At 37.0% G+C, this 23,602-nt stretch carries 25 protein-coding genes and 1 riboswitch; of the genes, 17 read left to right on the top strand and 8 right to left on the bottom strand.

Features of this window, described 5'->3' with window-relative positions; all coding sequences use genetic code 11:
• Positions 1 to 182: 182 nt before the first annotated feature.
• The 3 genes from ACSBRB_RS04345 to ACSBRB_RS04335 all read right to left on the bottom strand — a co-directional run bounded on the left by ACSBRB_RS04345 (position 183) and on the right by ACSBRB_RS04335 (position 1,897).
• Positions 183 to 419 carry a hypothetical protein gene (locus ACSBRB_RS04345; protein WP_435031771.1) on the bottom strand — a complete coding sequence of 79 codons (237 nt, stop codon included), beginning with the start codon at positions 417 to 419 and terminating at the stop codon, positions 183 to 185.
• Between the two features lie 190 nt (positions 420 to 609).
• Positions 610 to 1,119: a GNAT family N-acetyltransferase gene (locus tag ACSBRB_RS04340; protein WP_435031770.1), complete on the bottom strand. Its 510-nt coding sequence runs from the start codon at positions 1,117 to 1,119 to the stop codon at positions 610 to 612.
• 346 nt (positions 1,120 to 1,465) lie between these two features.
• Positions 1,466 to 1,897, bottom strand: a complete 432-nt coding sequence (locus tag ACSBRB_RS04335) for an organic hydroperoxide resistance protein (RefSeq protein WP_107391912.1) — start codon at positions 1,895 to 1,897, stop codon at positions 1,466 to 1,468.
• A 169-nt stretch (positions 1,898 to 2,066) separates the two neighbouring features.
• Between ACSBRB_RS04335 and aroD the strand changes: the two genes are divergently transcribed.
• Together aroD and ACSBRB_RS04325 are read left to right on the top strand one after the other, a co-directional pair.
• Complete coding sequence (gene aroD / locus ACSBRB_RS04330) at positions 2,067 to 2,783, top strand: type I 3-dehydroquinate dehydratase (protein ID WP_435031769.1); 717 nt, start codon at positions 2,067 to 2,069, stop codon at positions 2,781 to 2,783.
• Between the two features lie 60 nt (positions 2,784 to 2,843).
• Positions 2,844 to 3,383: a nitroreductase family protein gene (locus tag ACSBRB_RS04325; RefSeq protein ID WP_435031768.1), complete on the top strand. Its 540-nt coding sequence runs from the start codon at positions 2,844 to 2,846 to the stop codon at positions 3,381 to 3,383.
• 66 nt (positions 3,384 to 3,449) lie between these two features.
• On the opposite strand, the gene ACSBRB_RS04320 is transcribed toward ACSBRB_RS04325, so the two are convergent.
• Positions 3,450 to 3,773 (bottom strand): thioredoxin family protein, encoded by a 324-nt coding sequence (locus tag ACSBRB_RS04320; RefSeq protein ID WP_435031767.1) that lies wholly within the window; start codon positions 3,771 to 3,773, stop codon positions 3,450 to 3,452.
• 139 nt (positions 3,774 to 3,912) lie between these two features.
• Here ACSBRB_RS04320 and ACSBRB_RS04315 point away from each other — a divergent pair, with 139 nt between their 5' ends.
• From ACSBRB_RS04315 to ACSBRB_RS04285, 7 genes are all read left to right on the top strand, one after another.
• Positions 3,913 to 4,269, top strand: a complete 357-nt coding sequence (locus ACSBRB_RS04315) for an arsenate reductase family protein (RefSeq protein WP_435031766.1) — start codon at positions 3,913 to 3,915, stop codon at positions 4,267 to 4,269.
• Positions 4,270 to 4,419: 150 nt separating this feature from the next.
• Positions 4,420 to 4,800: a glycine cleavage system protein GcvH gene (gene gcvH, locus ACSBRB_RS04310; protein WP_059106382.1), complete on the top strand. Its 381-nt coding sequence runs from the start codon at positions 4,420 to 4,422 to the stop codon at positions 4,798 to 4,800.
• Positions 4,801 to 5,134: 334 nt separating this feature from the next.
• Positions 5,135 to 5,527 (top strand): toprim domain-containing protein, encoded by a 393-nt coding sequence (locus ACSBRB_RS04305; RefSeq protein WP_435031765.1) that lies wholly within the window; start codon positions 5,135 to 5,137, stop codon positions 5,525 to 5,527.
• A complete protein-coding gene (locus tag ACSBRB_RS04300) occupies positions 5,524 to 5,823 on the top strand; it encodes a thioredoxin family protein (protein ID WP_059106384.1) in 300 nt (99 codons plus the stop codon). Before ACSBRB_RS04305 ends, ACSBRB_RS04300 begins: the two co-directional genes overlap by 4 nt.
• A gap of 55 nt (positions 5,824 to 5,878) precedes the next feature.
• Positions 5,879 to 5,989: riboswitch (SAM riboswitch) on the top strand.
• Between the two features lie 82 nt (positions 5,990 to 6,071).
• Entirely contained in the window at positions 6,072 to 7,097 is a 1,026-nt protein-coding gene (locus ACSBRB_RS04295) for a methionine ABC transporter ATP-binding protein (RefSeq protein WP_435031764.1), read from the top strand.
• Entirely contained in the window at positions 7,090 to 7,785 is a 696-nt protein-coding gene (locus ACSBRB_RS04290; protein ID WP_435031763.1) for a methionine ABC transporter permease, read from the top strand. The genes ACSBRB_RS04295 and ACSBRB_RS04290 overlap by 8 nt, the downstream gene beginning before the upstream one ends.
• A 22-nt stretch (positions 7,786 to 7,807) precedes the next feature.
• On the top strand, positions 7,808 to 8,626 hold the full coding sequence (locus tag ACSBRB_RS04285) for a MetQ/NlpA family ABC transporter substrate-binding protein (RefSeq protein ID WP_435031762.1): 819 nt from the start codon (positions 7,808 to 7,810) through the stop codon (positions 8,624 to 8,626).
• 159 nt (positions 8,627 to 8,785) lie between these two features.
• Here the strand turns inward: ACSBRB_RS04285 and popT are convergent, their stop codons facing one another.
• Complete coding sequence (gene popT, locus ACSBRB_RS04280; RefSeq protein ID WP_435031761.1) at positions 8,786 to 9,646, bottom strand: polyprenyl-phosphate transporter PopT; 861 nt, start codon at positions 9,644 to 9,646, stop codon at positions 8,786 to 8,788.
• 447 nt (positions 9,647 to 10,093) lie between these two features.
• On the opposite strand from popT, the gene sufC reads away from it, so the two are divergent.
• From sufC to sufB, 5 genes are all read left to right on the top strand, one after another.
• Positions 10,094 to 10,858 (top strand): Fe-S cluster assembly ATPase SufC, encoded by a 765-nt coding sequence (gene sufC / locus ACSBRB_RS04275; RefSeq protein WP_435031760.1) that lies wholly within the window; start codon positions 10,094 to 10,096, stop codon positions 10,856 to 10,858.
• Positions 10,859 to 10,926: 68 nt separating this feature from the next.
• Positions 10,927 to 12,234, top strand: a complete 1,308-nt coding sequence (gene sufD, locus ACSBRB_RS04270; protein WP_435031759.1) for a Fe-S cluster assembly protein SufD — start codon at positions 10,927 to 10,929, stop codon at positions 12,232 to 12,234.
• 207 nt (positions 12,235 to 12,441) lie between these two features.
• Positions 12,442 to 13,680, top strand: a complete 1,239-nt coding sequence (locus tag ACSBRB_RS04265; protein ID WP_435031758.1) for a cysteine desulfurase — start codon at positions 12,442 to 12,444, stop codon at positions 13,678 to 13,680.
• Positions 13,670 to 14,119 (top strand): Fe-S cluster assembly sulfur transfer protein SufU, encoded by a 450-nt coding sequence (gene sufU, locus ACSBRB_RS04260; RefSeq protein ID WP_435031757.1) that lies wholly within the window; start codon positions 13,670 to 13,672, stop codon positions 14,117 to 14,119. Before ACSBRB_RS04265 ends, sufU begins: the two co-directional genes overlap by 11 nt.
• A gap of 133 nt (positions 14,120 to 14,252) precedes the next feature.
• Positions 14,253 to 15,650, top strand: a complete 1,398-nt coding sequence (sufB, locus tag ACSBRB_RS04255; protein ID WP_435031756.1) for a Fe-S cluster assembly protein SufB — start codon at positions 14,253 to 14,255, stop codon at positions 15,648 to 15,650.
• Positions 15,651 to 15,745: 95 nt separating this feature from the next.
• Here sufB and ACSBRB_RS04250 read toward each other — a convergent pair whose 3' ends face one another.
• Genes ACSBRB_RS04250 through ACSBRB_RS04240 form a run of 3 tightly spaced genes read right to left on the bottom strand, consistent with a single transcriptional unit; the run spans position 15,746 to position 17,782 of the window.
• Positions 15,746 to 15,901: a hypothetical protein gene (locus ACSBRB_RS04250; protein WP_435031755.1), complete on the bottom strand. Its 156-nt coding sequence runs from the start codon at positions 15,899 to 15,901 to the stop codon at positions 15,746 to 15,748.
• A 1-nt stretch (position 15,902) separates the two neighbouring features.
• Positions 15,903 to 16,565 carry an ABC transporter ATP-binding protein gene (locus ACSBRB_RS04245; RefSeq protein WP_435031754.1) on the bottom strand — a complete coding sequence of 221 codons (663 nt, stop codon included), beginning with the start codon at positions 16,563 to 16,565 and terminating at the stop codon, positions 15,903 to 15,905.
• Positions 16,562 to 17,782 carry a peptide ABC transporter permease gene (locus ACSBRB_RS04240; RefSeq protein WP_435031753.1) on the bottom strand — a complete coding sequence of 407 codons (1,221 nt, stop codon included), beginning with the start codon at positions 17,780 to 17,782 and terminating at the stop codon, positions 16,562 to 16,564. The genes ACSBRB_RS04245 and ACSBRB_RS04240 overlap by 4 nt, the downstream gene beginning before the upstream one ends.
• 1,043 nt (positions 17,783 to 18,825) lie before the next feature.
• Here ACSBRB_RS04240 and ACSBRB_RS04235 point away from each other — a divergent pair.
• The 3 genes from ACSBRB_RS04235 to ACSBRB_RS04225 all read left to right on the top strand — a co-directional run bounded on the left by ACSBRB_RS04235 (position 18,826) and on the right by ACSBRB_RS04225 (position 23,514).
• Entirely contained in the window at positions 18,826 to 20,337 is a 1,512-nt protein-coding gene (locus tag ACSBRB_RS04235) for an NADH dehydrogenase subunit 5 (RefSeq protein WP_435031798.1), read from the top strand.
• Positions 20,327 to 22,894 carry a DUF2309 domain-containing protein gene (locus ACSBRB_RS04230; protein ID WP_435031752.1) on the top strand — a complete coding sequence of 856 codons (2,568 nt, stop codon included), beginning with the start codon at positions 20,327 to 20,329 and terminating at the stop codon, positions 22,892 to 22,894. Before ACSBRB_RS04235 ends, ACSBRB_RS04230 begins: the two co-directional genes overlap by 11 nt.
• A gap of 236 nt (positions 22,895 to 23,130) precedes the next feature.
• On the top strand, positions 23,131 to 23,514 hold the full coding sequence (locus ACSBRB_RS04225; protein WP_435031751.1) for a Na-translocating system protein MpsC family protein: 384 nt from the start codon (positions 23,131 to 23,133) through the stop codon (positions 23,512 to 23,514).
• The last annotated feature ends 88 nt before the right edge of the window (positions 23,515 to 23,602 follow it).

Below are 23,602 nucleotides of genomic sequence, written 5' to 3'. Positions count from 1 at the left end.
GTTTTAATAAATAATAAAAAACAAAAACTCAACTTACTAAAACAGCGTAAGCAAGGTTTCTTACAAAAGATGTTTGTCTAATTTAAAATAATCACCAAAAAATAAATGGTCGGGACAGGTCTCGTCGTGATTGGATGTACTCAATGAATGTCCAAACGTTACGAGTGTGTTCCGACCTTTTGTTATAAAGAAATAAATAATAATCCGAAGCCGATGCAGCTGACTACAATCGCAAAGAGGTTAGCGAGTTGGTCGCCACGGATGAGCGCAAAGATGTTAAATAGTACAACTCCTAAGATAAATAAACTACTTGCAATTTCGACGTAGCTCCCTTTAAACACTTCATTCAATACGAATAAAGGCAGGCTTAACGTTAGTAACGAGAGCAATAGTGACAATAACGTTGTCGCATGTTTCAAAATGTCCACTCCTCTTCTTCTCATTTCTTAATATGGACAGGTGGAAATGAAATCTTTTTCTAAACAAACTTAGCGTTATTATATTGAATTTTTATTTGTTTGACAAATGTGAAGATGTGTTTCTCTGTTGTATTTCTAATTTTAAATTCTAGCGATAGGGAATTTTATGTCGAAGTGCAGAAGGGTTCATTTATAAGTGATAGCTCAACCAGTGTTCATCAATGTAATTCGAGTCGAGCTTGCGTGCGTTAGGTTCAAAGACTAACATTTCGAAGTTGTGTTGACTAAAGAATATTTTGGCGCTGATGTTATTAGAGGCAACGGACGTTAATAAGATTTCGATGTGCTTAGAGTTACAGAGTTCAATGATGTGATCAAATAATGCGGTAGCGATGATTTCTTCTTCTATGGTTGAGGTTGTTTTCGTAGCTAAGTTCTCCAAGTAAGCTTTGTGTTGTTCTCCTGATGACAGTAACAGTTTGAGACTGATGATACCAACCAGCTCTTCTCCATCGAAGGCACCGATGAATTGGTAGTTGAAGATGTGATTGGAGAGCAAAGTGGTGATGTAATCTTCTACAGAATCTTTAGATGTGTACAAGTTCCATGCATAGACTTTGCATTCCTTCTTCGTACAGAGTTCAAGAAACTGTGTGTGGTTTAAGATTTCTTTTTGCGTTATAGTTCGAATTTCTAACATTGTAAACTTCACTCCTAATTGAAAAAACGTAACCATAAAGAATAAGAAATTTCAGATAATTAAGCTTATCATAAAGGATAACTCTGTGGAGGACAACAGTATTTTTAAAATAAGTTAGAAAATCTACATTAGAAGCGGTGAAATAATGAAAAATGTTCATACTTAATTCACAATTACATAGAGATAGGTCAGAAATGAGTGGAGAACCGCAGAAAAGTGATAAAGTTTGCACATGGCGCCACACGCTTCATTTTCAAAAACAATATAAAAAAGCGACTGAAAGACGAGTAGCAAATCTTTCAATCGCTCCTATTAACGTAAGTCGTGTATGATACGTTGAAGTGAATTAACCTTCGACTTCAACGCTTAAGTTTGCGTCAATGTTACCGTTTGTTGCTTTAGAGTAAGGGCAGAATTCGTGTGCTTCTTGTAAATATTGTTCAGCATCTTCTTGAGATACCACATCTTTCACTTTAGCGTGAATGTCTACGCTTAATTTAGGACTTTCAACGTCTGGATTAGGATCGTCTTCTAATCTAACTGTTAAAGTTACTTCAGGTTCTGCGCCTCTGACGTTGTGTTGTTTTAAGATTAAATCGAACGCACCGTTGAAGCAAGATGCATAACCTGCTGCGAATAATTGTTCAGGGTTTGTACCTTTTTCTGAATCTGCTTGAGCTGGAGGTATCACTGCTGTGTCAATTGCTTTATCGTCTGTATGCACATGACCGTTACGGCCACCAGTATTAATTGCTTTAGTTTCATATTGTACTGCCATTATTAAAACCTCCTAATTGTATTGCTTAATCTATGTCTACCCGGTAGCAACTTCGTTTAATCATGAGCGGTTGCTTCAGCAATTAAATAAAGCGCTTTAAATACTGTCAGAACTTGACTATTTCATGTACAATAAAATTAAGCAAACGTACGAGAGAAAGGGTGGTTTGATGTCACATGTCAACATTGCGGTCACGATTGCACCAGCGCAACAACTCACAGATTCAATGCTTAGTGGCTTGCGCCAATATCAAGCCGCTTATGATATCATTGAGCTACGTATAGACCAGTGGGAAAGTAATCCGATAGCGTTGTTAGAACGGGTGATCGAACAACTAGCATCTCTACAATTAAACCAACGATTACTTGTCACGTATCGCACGAAAGCACAAGGTGGCGCTGGCAATTTAGAAGGGCAAGACTATTTGGAACTACTCCAACAATTATCAACATTTGAAGCGGTCGATATGATTGATGTGGAGTTTGATGAATATGCTGATAAAAATGCGTTAATTAACGTGGTTCAACAACTCCGTGAATCACAACAAGTCATCGTCTCATATCACGACTTTAACGGTACTCCGATGTTAGATGAGTTGAAGCATTTATACTATCAAATGCATAAATTAAGCCCAGACTATTTAAAAGTCGCAGTAATGCCAAAAGATGCACAAGATGTGTTGAATTTATTGTCTGCAATGGAACTGTCTCAACGCACATTACCGCAACACATTGTTGGGATTGCGATGTCTCAGTTAGGTTTAGTGACTCGTACCGCACAAGGTGTCTTTGGTGGCAGTATCTCGTATGGTTGTCTCGACGCACCGAAAGCACCAGGTCAAATCCACGTCGAGAAGCTTAAGCAGCATTTAACAATGTATCGCTAATTTGATACGATACATAGAGTGATTTTTATATTAATATCCTTTAAGAAGGGGCGAAAATAGATGGAATTACAAGAAGCAATTGCGAACAGAAGAAGTTATAAAAAATATAAACGTGATATGCAAATCGATGATGGTGCATTACATGAAGCGATCAAACAAGCAGCCGATGCACCAAACCATAAATTCAGAGAACCTTGGAAAGTGGTTCACGTAACGAAAGATCGCTTAGGTGATATGAGTAAACAATTATCTCAAATTGCTTATCCGAACGATCCAGAAAAACAACAAAATCACTACAATGATGTTACGAAATTAGGTGGCATGCTCGTTGTTACTGCTCAACAAGATCCACGTCAAAAACAAAATCTTGAAAACTTCATGGCTGTGGGCGCATTTACACAAAACTTGCTTTTATTATTACATGAAGCAGGTATCGGTTCATGCTGGAAAACACCGACATTTATCTTCAATCCTGAAGTGAAAGACATGTTTAATGTAGCAGCAGATGAAAGCATTGTTGGCTTCATCTATTTAACAGACATGGAAGAACGCGTGATGAATCGTAAACGTCATACAGACGATATCATTCGTACATTTTAAGCTATAAAAAATGAGGCCGGGAACATCAATGGGTGTCCTGGCCTCAATCTATATGATTGAATTCAATTATTTATTGAATGTATCGTTTAAGAATGATTCGACTTGTTCTGGTGATTTGGCATTTGCTGAATGTAAGTGCGCTAATTTTTCACCGTTTTTGAAAACGAGTAGACTTGGAATACCCATAACTTCGTTTTCTTCAGCTAGTGATTCGAATTGGTCACGGTTTACAGCATACCAGTTATAGTCGTTATATTTTTCAATGATTGGATCAATCCAAAGATCCATTGCTTTACAATCGCGGCACCAGTCGGCTTCGAATTTGACAATCACGGGTTGATCGCTATTGATGACTTCTTTAAAGTTGTCTGTTGATTGAATTGCTTGCATGTATTGTATGCTCCTTTATACAAATTTGTCTTTATTATAACGGACAATGCTCATAAAGAAAAAAATATAGCTTGAAAAAAAGAGATTTTTATTTTTAATTTTGATATATTAATGTTAATAAAAAGAGGAGGTACAGTTAATGATCAAATTTTATCACTACAAGAATTGTACGACATGTAAGAAAGCTGCCAAATTTTTAGATACGTATGGCGTGAGCTATGAACCGATTGATATCGTGCAACATACGCCGACAAAAAGAGAGTTTGAAAATATTCTTGAAAAAACACAGCTCGACATCAATAAATTATTTAATACTCGTGGTGCGAAATATCGTGAGCTCGGTCTTAAGAATAAATTAAAATCCATGTCAGATGATGAAAAACTTGAATTATTAGCATCTGACGGCATGTTGATTAAACGTCCATTAGCTGTAACTGATGAGAAAGCAACGGTTGGTTTCAACGAACAACAATATCAAGATACATGGGTAAATTAACAACAGAGATTGCTCAAAGTCTTGTAAACGCTTAACAGAGCGCGGTGAACGAAAAGATTATGCAAATTTTTTTGTTTAAAAAGTTGCTTGTAAACATATCATGTGGCATCATTAAGTATGTAAATAGATATTTTTTAGGAGGGGAATTACGTGTCAGTACCAAGTGAATTAAAGTACACTAAAGAACATGAATGGGTAAAAGTAGACGGAAACGTTGCAACAATCGGTATTACTGAATACGCACAAAACGAATTAGGTGACATCGTATTCGTTGAATTACCAGAAGAAGACGACGAAGTTTCAGAAGGGGATTCTTTTGGTAGCGTAGAATCAGTTAAAACTGTTTCTGAACTTTATGCACCTATCAACGGTAAAGTAACAGAAATTAACGAAGAATTAGAAGACAGTCCAGAATTTGTCAATGAATCACCATATGACAAAGCTTGGATGGTAAAAGTCGAAGTAGAAGACGAAAGCGAATTTGATAACTTATTATCTGCAGACGACTACTCTGAATTAATCGGTGAATAATCACCTGATTCATTCGTCGACTGAGATATTAAAATGAAAGATCTTACTTGATTTGGGAGCGGGCCAGAGATTTGCGTGACTCACGTAGATTTCTGTTCTGCTCCCATTTTTAGTGCTTATTTTCCAAGAGTAAAGCGATGTCTATGCAGTGTATCAAGTAATCACTTTTAAACAATATATTAAGACATTGTTAATATTGCTTTAAGCGGAACAGTTTAAATGGACATTTAAAATTAAAACTATTACGCTTGAAGTAGCACAACGATGTTTACAAATACACCAATATGAGAAAAGTAAAGTTGTAGTTAAACATAACTTATTAGAGGTGGATTGCATGAGCATACTCAATAAAGTGATTATTGTCGAAGGCAAGTCTGATAAGAAACGTGTAAAGCAGGTCATAGACGAACCCGTCCAAATCATATGTACGCACGGTACGATGAGCGTGGATAAGCTTGATAACATGATTGAATCATTATATGATCATCAAGTGTACATCTTAGTTGATTCTGACTGTGAAGGTGAAAAAATCCGCAAATGGTTCAAACGTTATTTAAGTGAAAGTAAGCATATACGCGTGGATAAACAGTATTGTGAAGTGGCAAACTGCCCTAAACCTTACTTATCCAAAGTCCTTAGTAAACATGGTTTCCAAGTCCAAGATGAAGAACAAAAAGCTAAAGAACAATTAGCGTATATTGCAGAAAGGGTAAGTTTTTTAACATGACATCAATCAGTGATCAATTAACCAATCCAGAACAGAATTTTTCAGAGGATAAGCACTTGATATTCGGCTATACACCGACATGCGGCACCTGTAAAATTTCTGAGCGAATGCTGGATGTTGCCAACGAGCTGGCGCAACTGCCACTTATTAAGTTGGATTTAAACTTTCATCCTGAATTCAGCCAACAATTCGAAATCCAATCGGTGCCGGTACTGTTGATCATGTCGCAAGATCAAGAATGCGACCGTGTTTATGCGTTCCAATCCGTCCCCGATTTGTTAGAAAAATTAAAATAGTTGTTGACGAATCTTGAGCGTGATGATAGGATATATATTAATCAAATAAAAGTAACTCTTATCGAGAGAGGTGGAGGGATGTGCCCTGCGAAGCCCGGCAACCGTCTTATAAAGAAATGGTGCCAATTCACATAAAGTTAACGCCGTTGACTTTTGAAGATGAGAGAAGGTTAAATGATGCTTTCTCTTATATTCAGAGGAAGCATCTTTTTTATTTGAGAATCAAGGTAAGGAGGTATGGCATTGCGATGATTGAATTAAACCAAGTTGTGAAAAAATATCATACGAAAAAGCAAGACGTCCACGCTGTGGATCACGTAGATTTAAACATCCAGTCGGGTTCCATTTTCGGCGTGATTGGTTTTTCTGGTGCAGGGAAGAGTACGCTAGTCAGAATGTTTAATCTGCTAGAACGTCCGACTTCTGGCGATATTATCATCGATGGAGAGAACATGGGACAGCTTTCCAAAGCAGCACTGAGAAAGAAACGGCAGAAGGTCAGTATGATTTTCCAACATTTTAACTTATTATGGTCACGTACAGTGCTTCAAAATATTATGTTTCCGCTAGAAATTGCAGGTGTGAACCGCAATGAAGCGAAACAACGAGCAGCAGATTTAGTCGAATTAGTAGGATTGAACGGGAGAGAGTCGGCGTATCCTTCAGAACTGTCAGGTGGGCAGAAACAACGTGTCGGTATCGCTAGAGCACTCGCAAACGAACCAAATGTGCTGTTGTGTGATGAAGCAACAAGCGCGCTCGATCCACAAACTACAGATGAAATTTTAGAATTATTATTAAAAATCAAAAATGAGCGAAAATTAACAATCATCATAATCACGCATGAAATGCATGTCATACGTCGAATTTGCGATGAAGTCGCAGTCATGGAAAGCGGTCATGTGATTGAACAAGGTACCGTGAAAGAAGTATTTGAGAATCCAGAGCATGAAGTGACACGTCGCTTCGTCAAAGACGATTTAAACGATAACTTTGAAACCGCGATTGATGAATTCGTCGATTTATCGCCTAATGAGTATGTAGTGAGATTAAACTTTACGGGTGACAATACGACTGAGCCCATCATTTCATACATAACGAAGACGCAGCATATCGACGTGAATATCCTCGAAGCAGATATCAAACACAGTAAAGATGGGGCAATTGGTTTCCTTCTCGTTAAACTGTCTGCGCTAGATACAAAGCAATTCGAGGACTTTAAATCTTATTTAGAATCACAACAGGTAACGGTGGAGGTGTTGAAACATGGATAATTCTTTACGTGGACTCCTCCAAGAAATGTTGACAATGCCGAATGTAAGATGGGATGACGTTTGGGTAGCGACTTATGAAACACTCTATATGACAGTGATTTCTACTATTTTTGCATTTATTTTTGGATTGATTTTAGGTGTCTTACTCTTTCTTTCAGCGAAAAGTAAATCCAAAGTCGCACGCGTGTTCTATAGTATCGTTTCCTTCATAGTAAACTTATTCCGTGCCATTCCGTTTATCATTTTAATCTTGTTATTAATTCCATTTACAAGTTTGGTACTCGGCACAATCAGCGGTCCAACTGGGGCATTACCGGCACTCATTATTGGATCAGCGCCATTCTATGCACGCTTAGTTGAAATTGCTTTTAAAGAAATTGACAAAGGGGTTATTGAAGCCGCTTGGTCAATGGGAGCGAATACTTGGACGGTTGTCAGAAAAGTATTAATTCCAGAAGCAACACCAGCACTTGTCTCTGGTATTACCGTTACAGCGATTGCACTCGTAGGGTCTACAGCGATTGCCGGAGTCATCGGTGCAGGTGGTTTAGGTAACTTAGCATACTTAACTGGTTTCACTCGAAATCAAAACGACGTGATTTTAGTTTCAACGATTTTAATCTTGATTATTGTATTTATAATCCAATTCCTAGGTGATTGGTTTACAAATAAACTAGACAAACGATGAAAAACAAAGGGGAGATTTAATTATGAAAAAGATTTTAAGTTTAGTAGTTTTATTTATTGTAGGTGTAACATTAGCTGCTTGTGGTAACGATGGCGACTCTAAAGAGAATAAAACAATCACAGTTGGGGCATCACCAGCACCACACGCTGAAATTTTAGAACAAGCTAAACCGATTTTAGAAGATAAAGGTTACGACCTTAAAATTAAAACAATCAACGACTACACGACGCCAAACAAATTATTAGATAAAGGTGAATTGGACGCGAACTTCTTCCAACACACACCTTACTTAAACACTGAGAAAAAAGACAAAAACTACAAAATTGAAGCTGCAGGTGACGTTCACTTAGAACCAATGGCTGTATACTCTAAAAAATATAAAAGCTTAAAAGATTTACCAGAAGGTGCAACAGTTTACGTTTCTAACAATCCAGCAGAAGAAGGACGTTTCTTAAAATTCTTCGTTGACGCAGACTTAATTAAATTGAAAAAAGGCGTTAAAATTCAAGATGCTAAATTCGACGACATTGTAGAAAACAAAAAAGACATCAAATTCAACAACAAACAATCTGCAGAATACTTACCTAAGATTTATCAAAACGAAGATGCTGACGTAGTTATCATCAATTCAAACTTCGCAATCGACCAAAAATTAAGTCCTAAGAAAGACTCAATCGTCTTAGAAAAAGCAGAAGACAACCCTTACTCTAACTTAATCGCAGTTAAAGAAGGACACAAAGATGACGACAGCATTAAAGCATTAGTTGATGCATTACAATCTAAAGAAATCAAAGATTACATCAACAAACAATACGACGGTGCAGTTGTACCAGCGAAATAATAAGAAGTAGAGGCTGAGACGAAACGTTATAGCTTCAGAGAAAAAGCAGTGGTTATTAGTTTATCCACTGCTATTTTTGTTTCTTTAGGAAATCAAACTTTGTTCATCTGTATTTAAAGCAAACAAAAAATCCTCGGCCAAACGGGCCGAGGATTTTCTTTATTGTTCTGCATCTTGTTTTGCGGTAATTGAACCTAATATAAAACTGATCACAAAGCCAATGACTAAAGTGATGAGGGCTAATACCCATTCACCAATTGAGCTTGGTAGGCCAGGGAACACGGCATAAAGTGAACCGATGACGAAACCAAGGATCATCGCGTAGGTTAAATATGTAAAATGGTTCAATAAGTATTGGATCAATTTACTTGAGAGTAAGAAACCAGTAATAATACCTAAGCCGACAATAAGGATAATCGGTAACGCTGAGAAGTTAAATGAAACCAGTTCGGATATCGCAAAGGTGACTGTACCGTATGCGCCGAAGACGAGTAACATGAACGAACCAGAGATACCAGGTAATAACATTGCACTTGAGGCAAAGATACCGGCGATAAAGTATTTAACTACGAGTCCCATACTCAAATCGAGTGATTCTCCGCCGTGTTTATTTCCACCATTTAATAAGGTGATTACGACTAAGATCACGATTCCAAGTAAGACTAAACCATAGTGTCTCACATCAAAGTTTTCTTTCACGTTAGATATTTTAAGTAAATAAGGCACGATTCCAATGATGAGACCTAAGAAGAAAAACATTGTGACAATCGTATGTTCTGAAAGCAAGTAGTTAATAAGTGAACTGAACGAGATAATAGCGAGTCCCATACCAATTACTATAGGTAGTAAGAAGCGGAGACTAGGCCAAAATCTTTTTGAGAACAAGCCACTGACTGATCGAATAAAGTCATCATAAATACCGAGTAATAGGGCGATTGTTCCACCACTGACACCAGGTACGAGATCGGATAATCCCATACCGAATCCACGCAGGATATTAGACCAACGAAACTTAGACATCTCGTTCTCCTTTCTATATAACAGTTAACACTGATATTAACACATTTTAATGTAACTCGGAATTATTTTATATAGTGAAAGAACGGTACAACAATATGATGTACGTTACAAAAGAAAGCTTGAATGATTCATGGAATTTATTTTAAAAAGAAGAAAATAAACAGTAGGTACATGATTCACTCAAATAAGGGAATATTACAATTGTAAATTGAGGGTAAAGCCTATTGAGAACAGGGGTTTTGTCATTATCATTTACTGCTTAAAAATGAGCTAGTTAAAAATAATAACGACTTAAGAATTATTTTAAATTAGAGGTTCTAAAGGTTTATATTACCGCTGAATTAAGTTATAATTTACTGATACAGCGAGTTTAAAACCGTTTTGACTATAGATTACAATTATTATAAACTGATATGGAACATATATCATATTACGGAGGGAATATATATGCCATCAACATTAGAAATTAAAGACCTACATGTGTCTATTGAGGATAAAGAAATACTTAAAGGTGTTAATTTAACAATTAATACTGGTGAAGTACACGCAATCATGGGGCCTAATGGTACAGGTAAATCTACATTATCATCTGCGATCATGGGTCATCCAACTTATGAAGTAACACAAGGTGAAGTATTATTAGATGGTGAAAATATATTAGAACTAGATGTCGATGAACGTGCAAAAGCTGGATTATTCCTAGCTATGCAATATCCATCAGAAATTACAGGGGTAACTAACGCGGACTTCATGCGTTCTGCAATTAACGCGAAACGTGAAGAAGGCGATGAAATCAACTTAATGCAATTCATTAAAAAATTAGATAAAGAAATGGAATTCTTAGATATCGATCCTGATATGGCGCAACGTTATTTAAATGAAGGTTTCTCTGGCGGTGAGAAAAAACGTAACGAAATCTTACAATTAATGATGTTAGAACCTAAATTTGCGATCTTAGACGAAATCGACTCAGGTTTAGATATCGATGCGTTGAAAGTCGTTTCTAAAGGGATTAATGAAATGAGAGGCGAAAACTTTGGTTCATTAATCATTACGCACTATCAACGTCTCCTCAACTACATTACACCAGACCAAGTTCACGTAATGTACGGTGGTAAAGTCGTTAAAACAGGCGGCCCAGAATTAGCTAAACGTCTTGAAGAAGAAGGTTACGAATGGGTTAAAGAAGAGTTCGGCGAAAAAGAAGAATAATCTGTTCATTTTTCAAGCAAGCAATGCGCTGAAAGTGATACGAATCATCAAAATGGGAGGAAAAAAGTATGACGACTCAAACATTAAACATTTCTGAAGATCAACTTGTTGAGTATTCACAAGCCCATAACGAACCTTCTTGGCTCACAGAGTTACGTAAAGAAGCGTTAGCGTTAACAGAAACTTTAGAAATGCCAAAACCAGATAAAACGAAAATCTCTAGATGGGATTTTGATACGTTTAATCAACAAGATACAACAGGCACAGACTACGATACAATGGATGACTTACCAGATTCATTGAAGAAAATTATCGATGTCGAAAAGTCTGAAAATTTAATTATACAACACAACAACCACATCGCATTTTCAAGTGTGGCAGATTCAGCTAAAAAAGATGGTGTGATCATCGAAGGATTAGCTGAAGCGGTTGTCAATCATCCAGACCTCGTACAACAATATTTCATGAAAGAGGCAGTCACTGTCGATGAACACCGTTTAACTGCATTACACGCAGCACTCGTAAATGGCGGTATCTTTGTTTACGTACCTAAAAATGTAGTCGTTGAACATCCAATTCACTACGTGGTACATCATGATGACGATAACGCAAGCTGCTATAACCACGTCATTGTTGTTGCGGAACAAAGTGCTGAAGTCACTTACGTAGAAAACTACTTATCAGATGCTTCAGGTGAAGGTAACCAAGCGAACATCATCTCTGAAGTCATCGCAGGCCCTAACGCCAACATTTCTTATGGTGCGGTGGATTATTTAGATGAAGGATTTACTTCCTATATTATCCGTCGTGGTACTGCAGCCGAAGATGCATCAATCAACTGGGCACTTGGCTTAATGAATAACGGTAACCAAATCATCGACAACACAACAAACTTAGTTGGGGACCGCTCAACAAGTGAATTGAAATCCGTTGTTGTAGGTACGAACGATCAAAAAATTAACTTAACATCTAAAATCGTTCAATACGGTTTAGAAACAGATGGCTATATTTTGAAACATGGCGTTATGCGTGATCAATCTTCTACTGTATTCAATGGTATTGGTCACATCAAACACGGCGGTACAAAATCTGTTGCGAACCAAGAATCTCGTGTGTTGATGTTATCTGAAAATGCACGTGGTGATGCGAACCCTATCTTACTCATCGATGAAGATGACGTTGAAGCAGGTCACGCAGCATCTGTAGGTCGTGTAGATCCTGAACAACTTTACTACTTAATGAGTCGTGGTATTTCTCGTCACGAGGCAGAACGTCTTGTCATCCACGGCTTCTTAGATCCGGTAGTACGTGAATTACCAATCGAAGACGTTAAAGCACAACTCCGTGAAGTAATCGAATTGAAAATTAATAAATAACCTTAGTCAGCGTAACGAGTGAGTCTGGGATAGAGCGCACCAATCGAGATGAGTTAATACAACTATCTCAAAAGGTAAGAATCGGAATGGCATGCAACTCATGATGAAGCTATCTTGCCTTGTTTCCCAGATCCTACGCGACATGTATCATTGTGTTCCAACTAAGGTTGAATCAATGATTTCTATGAAGAAAGGTCTGGGATAACAGTGACCGATACATTAAATGTTTCTGAAATAAAAAAAGATTTTCCGATATTAGCGCAACAAGTGAATGGGCATGATTTAGTTTATCTTGATACAAGCGCGACGAGTCAAACGCCAAGCCAAGTCATCGATGCGACGAGTGACTATTACGAACGTTATAATTCCAATGTACACCGTGGTGTGCATACACTCGGTTCGCTAGCGACTGATGCATATGAAAGTGCACGTGAAACCGTACGTCGCTTTATCAACGCAAAATATTTTGAAGAAATCATCTTTACACGTGGTACGACAACTTCTATTAATACCGTCGCACGTAGTTATGGTGATGCGAATGTTGAAGCAGGTGATGATATCGTCGTAACTGAGATGGAACACCATGCGAACATCGTACCTTGGCAACAATTAGCTAAACGTAAAAATGCTAATTTGAAATTTATACCAATGACAGACGACGGAGAATTAGATATTGAAGCCGTCAAAGAAACCATCACTGACAATACGAAATTAGTTGCGGTGACACACCTTTCTAACGTCTTAGGTACAATCAATGACGTGAAAGCCATCGCTGAAATTGCACACGAACATGATGCAGTCATCAGCGTCGATGGGGCACAAGCTGCACCTCATATGGCTTTAGATGTTCAAGATTTAGACGTAGATTTCTACAGCTTCAGCGGTCATAAAATGTTAGGGCCAACTGGTATTGGTGTCTTATATGGTAAACGTCAATTGTTACAAGAGATGGAACCGATCGAATATGGTGGTGACATGATTGACTTCGTTGAAAAACGCGATGCAACATGGACAGAATTGCCAACGAAATTCGAAGCAGGTACACCATTAATCGCAGAAGCTATTGGTCTCGCAGCAGCTATCAAATATATCGACCAAATTGGTTTTGATGCGATTCATGAACATGAAAAAGCACTGACAACATATGCTTATGATCGTTTACAAGAAGTCGATGGACTTGAAATTTATGGTCCTCCAAAAGATCGTCGTGCAGGCGTCATTACTTTTAACTTGAAGGATGTACATCCACATGACGTCGCAACTGCTGTAGACACAGATGGTATTGCGGTAAGAGCTGGACATCATTGTGCACAACCTCTCATGAAATGGTTAAATCAATCTTCTACTGCTCGTGCAAGTTTTTATATCTACAATACGACAGAAGATATTGATAAACTTGTCGAAGCATTGAAACAAACGAAGGAGTTTTTCTCATATGAACTTTAATAATTTAGATCAATTATATCGTTCAGTTATTATGGATCATTATAAAAATCCGAGAAACAAAGGCACATTGGACAATGGCAGCATGACCGTTGATATGAATAATCCAACGTGCGGCGATCGCATTCGATTAACGTTTGATATTGAAGATGGTGTGATTAAAGATGCCAAATTTGACGGTGAAGGTTGTTCTATTTCAATGTCTAGTGCATCTATGATGACTGAAGCTGTTAAAGGAAATACACTAGCCGATGCGATGAAAATGAGTCAAGAATTCACGAAGATGATGCTTGGTGAAGATTATCATATTAGTGAGGAAATGGGAGACATTGAAGCCTTGCAAGGTGTGTCCCAATTTCCGGCACGCATTAAATGTGCCACACTCGCATGGAAAGCATTGGAAAAAGGCACAGTTGAAAGAGAAGGGAAACCTGAAGAGTAAACGGCCCAGACTGTTGACAATGTGTAATATTCCATTCACACTTGAGACAACACCAGGATGAATGAGGTTTTTAAATATAAAGTTTTAACACGTGAACAACGCGGTTTTTGAATATATAAAAGGAGTGATTGAAATGGCTAAAAAAGCACCAGACGTGGGTAATTATCAATACAGTTTCCACGATGAAGACGTGTCCATTTTCAGATCAGAACGAGGCTTAACAGAAAACGTAGTCAGAGAAATTTCTAACATGAAAGAAGAACCTGAATGGATGCTTGAATTCAGACTTAAAGCATTGAAAATGTTCTATAAAATGCCGATGCCGCAGTGGGGTGGCGACTTATCAGAATTAGACTTTGACGACATCACTTATTATGTTAAACCTTCTGAACACACAGAACGTTCTTGGGATGAAGTACCAGCAGAAATCAAACGTACATTTGATAAATTGGGTATCCCTGAAGCAGAACAAAAATATTTAGCAGGTGTCTCTGCACAATATGAATCAGAAGTGGTTTACCACAACATGGAAAAACAATTGGAAGAAAAAGGTATCATTTTCAAAGATACAGATAGTGCGTTACGTGAAAATGAAGATCTCTTTAGAGAGTACTTCGCAAGTGTTGTACCAGCTGCAGATAACAAATTCGCAGCATTGAACTCAGCAGTATGGTCTGGTGGTTCATTCATTTACATTCCTAAAAACGTGAAACTCGATACACCATTACAAGCTTACTTCCGTATCAACTCACAAAATATGGGTCAATTCGAACGTACATTAATCATTGCGGACGAAGGCTCATATGTAAACTACGTTGAAGGTTGTACAGCACCAGTTTATGCGACAAGCTCATTACACTCAGCGGTTGTTGAAATCATCGTGCACAAAGACGCGCACGTACGTTATACAACCATCCAAAACTGGGCAAACAACGTATACAACCTAGTAACTAAACGTACAATGGTTCACGAAAACGGTAATATGGAATGGGTTGACGGTAACTTAGGTTCTAAGCTTACGATGAAATATCCAAACTGTGTATTGAATGGTCGCGGTGCGAAAGGTAGCACATTATCTATCGCCTTTGCAGGTAAAGGTCAAGTTCAAGACGCAGGGGCTAAAATGATTCATAAAGCACCGAATACGTCATCTACAATCGTTTCAAAATCCATCTCTAAAGACGGTGGTAAAGTTGTCTATCGTGGTATCGTTCACTTCGGACGTAAAGCGAAAGGTGCACGTTCAAACATTGAATGTGACACATTGATCTTAGATAAAGAATCTACATCAGATACAATTCCTTACAACGAAGTGTTCAACGATAACATTTCATTAGAACACGAAGCGAAAGTATCTAAAGTATCAGAAGAACAACTCTTCTACTTAATGAGCCGCGGCATTTCTGAAGAAGAAGCAACAGAAATGATCGTTATGGGCTTCATTGAACCATTCACAAAAGAACTTCCAATGGAATATGCAGTTGAAATGAACCGCTTAATCAAATTCGAAATGGAAGGTTCAATCGGTTAAGATTGCCACTGTATTTGATAAAGAGAAGATGAAAAAGAGGCTGGGATTTGAGTTCCCAGCCTCTTTATTTATGTTAGATGAATGTGATTGATGCTTTATTTAGGTAAAGCAAGGTAAACACCGAAAAGTATGAGGGCGATACCGATAACCAAAGCGGTAATAAATATAGCACCATCTTTTCTACGTGAAATGCCTAGAATAGTGAGGAAAATACCAAAGAAAAATGAGAATAACATAATCCAAAATCCCATATCATTCACTCCTTTCAAGTTGAATTATTCGTTGGTGACAATGAGCAATATTTGGATCATGCGTTACAGTGATGAGTGTAGCATTATTATTTTTATTTAAATCAAAAAGTAAATCCATAATATGTTCCTTGTTTTGATCATCTAATGAAGAGGTGGGTTCATCTGACAAAATAATTTGTGGTTGCATGATTATTGCTCTAGCTAGCACTGCTCTTGAACGTTGACCACCTGAACATTCAAGGGGTTTTTTATTTAATAATGAACCAATTCCAATTTTACTTACGACATAATCAAAATAATCATTTTTATTAATATGGTTTTCTAAGTTAGCGTAAAGAAGAGGTAGTTTAATATTATCTTCTATAGATAATGAATTGATAAGTGCAGCTTCTTGTAGAACAAACCCGATTCTTTTATTTCGCCATTGTGCATGTTGTTTTTCTTTTAAATTTTTAACGTTAGTATTGAAAAGGTGATAATCACCTTGGTATTTAGTATCAATAAGACCAAGAATATTTAGTAATGAAGTTTTCCCTACACCGGATTCACCGACTATAGCAAGTGTTTCTCCTTCACTTACTTCTAAAGAGAAATTCTGTAAGATTGCATATTCTTTATTTTTGAAGTTTTTCTTATTTATCTTCAGTTTGATTATATTATTCATTGTAACACCCCTAATGAAATAGGAATCTTTTTCAATTTTTTAATAGACAGCTCAACTATAATGATTCCAATAACTATATCTATTAAGGTAACAATTAAAAGAGCAATCCAATCTATATCTATCAATCCGAAAGTGCCATAAGTTGCAAAAATAGCATCTTTTTCTAACCAAACTTTATACCTAGAGTAAAGAGTTATTAAAAATATAATCATTATATTGATTAGAAACAATAATCCGAAATAATAATAGAAAATTGTTCTTAGTCTTGCGTAGCTCATACCGACTAAAAGATTGATTGTAAATTCTTTAATCATTAATTTTATAGAAGTTGATATATTCCATAATGCTAGTAACAATAAAATGACGATTAAGATAAACATAAGTAGACCAATTATTTTTATAGAATTAATATAATACCTTTCGAAATATTGAAAGTTTTCTTTTTGACTATAGAAATTAAGTTTGATATTTAAGTTATCTTCTACATACTTACTAATCTTTTCAGCTTCTTTTTTTGTTGATTCAAGTAATACTAAGTCCATAAGACCATTTAATTGAAGATCTACATTTGAATCATTAATAAAACGTTTAGTAGAAGGTACAAATATAGAAAAATTATAGTAATTTTTTGAATTTGGAGCATAAAAATTAGAACGATGTGTATTACTATTTAAAACACCATTAACTTTTAATTTGAGAGTTCGATTTAAAACCGAATCTTGTATTTTCATTGAAGTGCCGATAGGATAACTTTCAGCAATTCCAGGTCCTACTATAACAGGTATATCTTCTTTGTTATGATCATAATTAAAGTAGAGCTTGTTGTTCTGAGGGAAGTCATATTGGTTAAGATTGTATGCAGCCTCATTGATATAATTTAGCGTTACTTCCATGTCATAATTATTGGCTAATTCAGTAACGAAACCATTAGCCTGAAAAGCATAGTTATAATTTTTATTTAAATAATTATAGATTTTTTGTGTATCCTTTTTATTAATTTTATCTGTATTAATGTCACTATTTGGATCTAAGTTAGCAATATAACTACCTTTTTTATTTAACACTTGGATTTCTTGGTAGCCTTGTAATGTAGAAATTATGGAACGACTACCAATGAAAGCAAAATAATTCACTAAAAAAAGTAATACAGTCATAGAAATTATAAAAACAGGCTTTGTAAACATTATTTTAGTTATAAAAAATTTAAATATTTTCATAGATTTGCACCTTGCTTGTACTAACCAAAATATAAGCTACAAATATACATAATAAATAGAGATTACTGAATGGATTTGTCTGTATGATTAAATTGAGCGTTGTTATTAATAAAAAAGATATAAATAATATTGAAAAACTGTGGATCATATAGCGCCGTTTAATGGCAGATTTTGTATCTCCTACTAGGATTCTACAAAACATTTCTGTTTTTCTTTTTGTTAAAATTTTGTAATGAAACACTAATAAAATTAGAGATAGAAATATTATTACTATAATTTGAAAATCAGAAATACTTTTCAAGAAGATATAAACCATATCATTGTCTTCTGGTTTTAAATTTTTGAAAAAAGTTAAGAGGGAATCTGAAAGGAAACAAATCAGATATAAACTGAAAGATTCAATCACATCATATTTTCTAAATAAAGAATATTTCATAATCATCTCCTGTACTAGAATGAAATTATACGGTCTCTATTTAGTCTATTAATCTCGAATTAATCTAAAACTTTATATTTTATAAAGATCTGTTATTAACAAATTATAATCATTTTTATTCATATATGTGCGCACTCTTGCATTGCTACGTGTAAAATATATGTAATGGTAACTTAATACAATAATAGCATAACAAAGTAGTACGTCAATATATTTTATTGTAATCTGAACAGAGAATATCTTTATAATCTATATGTCTATTTAGGGGTTAAATTTTGAAACATTATTACATTTGTTCTATTGCAAAGAGATTAGTGTTAACTTTGACAGCACTACTGAAGTGCTGTATATTAATCGTATTGCAGTCAAAAACGGATTCATGCTTTAGCGTTGCGTTAATGAAAAATTGATAATACGAAAAAGATGATAATGAATCATGTTTATTAAATACATACATAGGTAGCAAATGAGCGCTCTAAAGTAGGAGTAGTTCATCTTGAAGCCGACAATACAATACTTACGTCTCAAAGGCGTGGTGTTGCTTATTGTCGGCTTTTTTATGTGATAAAGGAGCATCGTTTTAGTGATATCAATTCAGCTGTTATTCATGTTGTTTATAGCTGCTTTAGGTCTTTGTATCTTGAGTAGTTTAATATTAATTTCACCTATAACATCTAGAAATTATATAAAAGTTCATCTTTGGCTACTTGCGTTACCTCCGATTATAGCGGTAGTGGGGTTGTTTTCAACTGAACGTCCTATCATTACTGACTTTTGGCAGTTAGATCCATTGGCGTGGTTGTTAGCGAGCTTTGTATTATTCATTGGGCTTATTTTACAGCGGTTTTCGTTCAATTATTTGAAAGGAGATCGCAACTATAAAAAATATTTTGTGCTTTTTACTTTTATGACAGTGATTGCTTCATTAGCTTGGATGAGTAACGATGTGAGGGCCTTTATTGTCTGCTGGGGACTTACACTTTTTTGCCTCACGCGATTATTACAACTAAATCAACGTTGGCATGTAACAAAAGAAGCGGGGAAAGTCACAACATCGTTATTCTTCATCGCTTGGTTCGCGTTACTTATAGCAATGATATTATTACATATTTCAACAGATACATGGCAAATTACTTCGGTTTTAGCTTATGTCGATTCTCAAAATATGAATGGATGGCTATTGCAATTTATCTTATTACTCATTGTATTGGGCGTATTAATTCCGGCTGCGCAGTGGCCATTCCAACGTTGGTTAATCGAATCTGTGCTCGCGCCGACACCAGTCTCAGCGATTATGCATGCTGGAATCGTCAATGCGGGTGGCATCATCTTAACGCGATTCTCAACACTGTTTAACGGCACTGACATCGCAACTTTCCTATTGTTGGTATTCGCTACAATTTCAGTATTAATCGGATCTGGCATCAACTTAGTGCATGTCGATTACAAACGTCAAATGGTAGGTTCTACCATCTCACAAATGGGCTTTATGCTGGTGCAATGTGGATTAGGCGCGTACAGTGCTGCAATCATTCACCTCATTTTACACGGCATCTTTAAAGCGACGTTGTTTTTAAAATCTGGATCTGCTTTACGTCATTTTGAAGCGTCTTCACAAATGAATAAACGGACAACGTATATTTGGATTATCGCAGGTAGGGTACTTGCTGTCGCTATTGCCGTTATCTATTGGTTCACGACGTCATTAGGGAATTATCAATTAATCAGTGCCATTATTCTCGGATGGTCACTTTCTGTTGCTTGGACGCAATTAGTTGCCTTAGGACAAGGTGCGATTGCCCGTGTTGCAGGATTATGTGCCTTAGTGATTGTTGGAGTCGTCTACCTCTTCGTTCACTATGTCTTTGAAAGCTGGTTAAGTGGAGGCGTCACTGGAGATACTCAACCGCCACTTCTTGTAGTGATTTGTATTATCGGTGTACTCATGTTGGGAAGTATCGTGACGACACGTTTAGCACAACATCCATCTTCTAAAGCCTTTGCGATACTTTACTTATGGTTGATCCATCTCGGTGAACCACATATGAAAACAGTGGAAACACATCCGCATTATTTAAAATATCAACTATTGAGAGGAGGGAAAAAAGATGAATCATGATTTAAAACATTTGGATATCAAAGATTTAGTTAAGAAAGCGTCATGTGTGATCGTCCCGCTTTCTCCTACATCTCAATTCGCAGCACGTTCACCGTGGGCAGAGTTAGAAAATGAAACCTTTGAGTCGGTGTCTCGTTGGTCTAATGTTCATGGTGTTGAAACCCTTCCATCTACAGAAATGTTTCAACAAGCATACCAAAGAGGGGAAATAGATGATGCAATGGTTGAACAAGGTGTCAATCAGTGGTTGTCGCAACATCCATTTAAGCAAGATCCTGATGGTGCTTATCGATATTGTCATCACATGATCGCACACGATTACAAACCTTCTACTGAAGCGGATTTGAATCTTGACTTAAACATTGACCAGCGTTTAATTGAGGAAAATGAACAAAGGGTCACTGATTATACCATACCTTTAAGTCATGACGTATTGGATAATAATGGTCAGCCGCTGAGCGACACGGTCAATTACCATATGATGAAATGGTGTAAACTATTTTTGGACCGTGCACGTTCTTCTTGGACATTACCCATGCGTGAACAAGGTTTTTATAAAGCATGGAGACATCTCGTAGTCCATGATCCAGCGTTACCGAAAGTTCAACGTCAGCGCTTAAAATCATTGCCTTCAAAATCTGAAACGGCACTCTTACAAAGCTTATCAGCCTTAGCAATACCAATGTCAGAAGTTCAAAGTTATCTAGAAGGACATTTGTTGGAACTGAATGGCTGGGCAGGTATGCTGAGATGGCAACAAGAACACACAGACGTGGAGACACCTTTACTCTTAGATTATTTAGCGATACGAATCTCATTAGAATGGGCGTTTTTAGCTTATGTACTCCCAGTTTCAAGCCCATCACGTCAAATAATTTCAGAAGAAACGATAAGAATGGCTATTAATAATTGGATTTTAACTGGTTGCTTTACGAAAGTGTCATGGCAACAACAATCCATCTATGTACAACATCGTTATCTTCATTTTGCGCTACAATTTGATGAACAAACAAGACAACTCCTCTTATTAGAAGCTTGGGAAGCGACGTATGAAGCTGGCTTAAAATCTCAATTGTTAACGGAACCCATTGAACGTGATGAATCGAATCACATTGATGCACAGCTCGCTTTTTGTATAGATGTCAGATCTGAACAGTTTAGACGACAACTTGAATTCGCAGGACCTTTTGAAACCATTGGTGTGGCAGGCTTTTTCGGCTTACCGATTCAAACCTGTGAACTAGGAAGCCATCATGCGCACGATTCGCTTCCTGTGATGAAACAGCCACAACATAGAATTGAAAGTTACGCCGATGAGGAAAAAGCGGCGCATTATCAACAACGAAAAGGTGTGATTGGCACGTTTCGGTATACCTTTAAAAAGATGAAACAAAATGTCATGCCGAGTCTGTTGTTACCAGAATTAAGTGGACCTTGGTTAACAATGCAAACCGCAACGCGTAGTTTGGTGCCTCGCAAAATAGGTCAACTGATAGAGAAAGTCTCTTCGAAGTGGTTAAACAAACCTACCACTCATTTAACCTTAGATTATTCTCATCACGATAAAGAACATCATTTGCCGGTGGGTTTAACGCTAGATGAACAAGTATATTATGTTGCGCAAGGGTTGAAATTAATGGGTATGACCGATCATTTTGCGTCGCTCGTCGTTTCATGTGGCCATGGGAGCCAAAGTACGAATAATCCTTATGCCGCATCTTTAGACTGTGGTGCTTGTGGTGGACAGGCGAGTGGTTTTAATGCGAAGGTGCTCGCACAATTATGTAATAAAAATGAAGTGAGGGAACGATTAAAAGTACAAGAAGCGATTGAGATTCCTGATGAAACTGTATTTGCAGCGGCTCAACACCAAACGACGACGGATACATTAGAATGGCTCGAGGTTCCTGAATTACCGGAACGCGCAAAAGCGGCTTACGACAAGATTAATTTGGTCATGCCACAAGTGAGTACCGAAGTGCGCCGTTTACGGTTTAGCACATCACAAGAGAAACAGAGTAAAAACGAAGCGTTTCGACGAGCTTATGATTGGAGTGAAATCCGTCCAGAATGGGGCTTAGCACGCAATGCATCCTTTATTATTGGTCGTCGAGAGTTAACCACGAACTGTAATTTAGAAGGTCGGTCATTTTTACATAATTATGACTGGCGACAAGATCCAGATGGCACACTGTTGAACGACATCATTTCAGGACCAGCAACAGTAGCCCAATGGATCAACCTACAATATTATGCTTCAACGGTTGCTCCGCATTACTTTGGTAGCGGAAATAAAACGACACAGACTGTCACTTCCGGGATAGGTTTAATGCAAGGCAACGGGAGTGATTTAATGACAGGCTTACCTTGGCAATCTGTCATGCAGTCAGATGATTCCATGTACCATTCACCGATTCGATTACTTGTCGTTGTTCAAGCACCGACACATTATATTTCACGTTTATTAGAAAGCAACAGTGATTTTGCCCAAAAAGTAGAACATGGATGGATAAAACTCGCTTCAATCGACGAAGTGATGGATTGGCATCATTGGTGATCTAGTTGTGCTAGAATCCGAGGTTTCATTTTCAAAATGAACGGGATAAATAGATGGGACGATAGAAAAGTTGTGTGTTTGATAGGAGTAGCCATCGAAAGTAGCAAGTGATAATATATAAGAGTATCTATCACATTTGTGTCTATGATATGAATGGTTAGGGTAGAGAACAACTATATGTTGTAAAAAACAGTGTTCCATAAATACTGATTGAAGATAGAGAAAGGTAGATTTGCATGCATCAAACTAAAGGATCGTGTGAAGCGGAAATCAGTAAAGCGATCACGAAATGGGAAAAGGAATATCTCGGACGAGGTTCCATTTCAGTGAAAACGGATATCTTGAGAGATATGATTATCGTGGATTTACAAGGTATACTCACAGCCGCGGAATATGCGGTCTCCCAGACACAGGAAGGACTATTGTCGATTAAACGGACACGTTCTACGCTGGTCGAATCTGGTGTTTCCCAATTGTACGACATGATTGCTGAAATCACTGGCACGACAGTTAAAAGCTTTCACACGGACATTAGCTCTCGTACGGGTGAACGTTTGATCGTGTTTAAGTTAAACGAAAATATTGAAAATCAATTTGAAACAGCGCATAATAAAGCATAAATGACTATTTTTAATGGTGGGTCGATAGATGGGCCCACGATGCTTTGATTGAATTGGAAATGTTAGATTATATTTTGTATTTGTTATA

Source organism: Staphylococcus auricularis (assembly GCF_051172115.1).
Lineage (GTDB): Bacteria > Bacillota > Bacilli > Staphylococcales > Staphylococcaceae > Staphylococcus > Staphylococcus auricularis_A.
The sequence above is the reverse complement of the archived record's forward strand: the minus strand, read 5'-3'. Positions and strand labels throughout refer to the sequence as shown.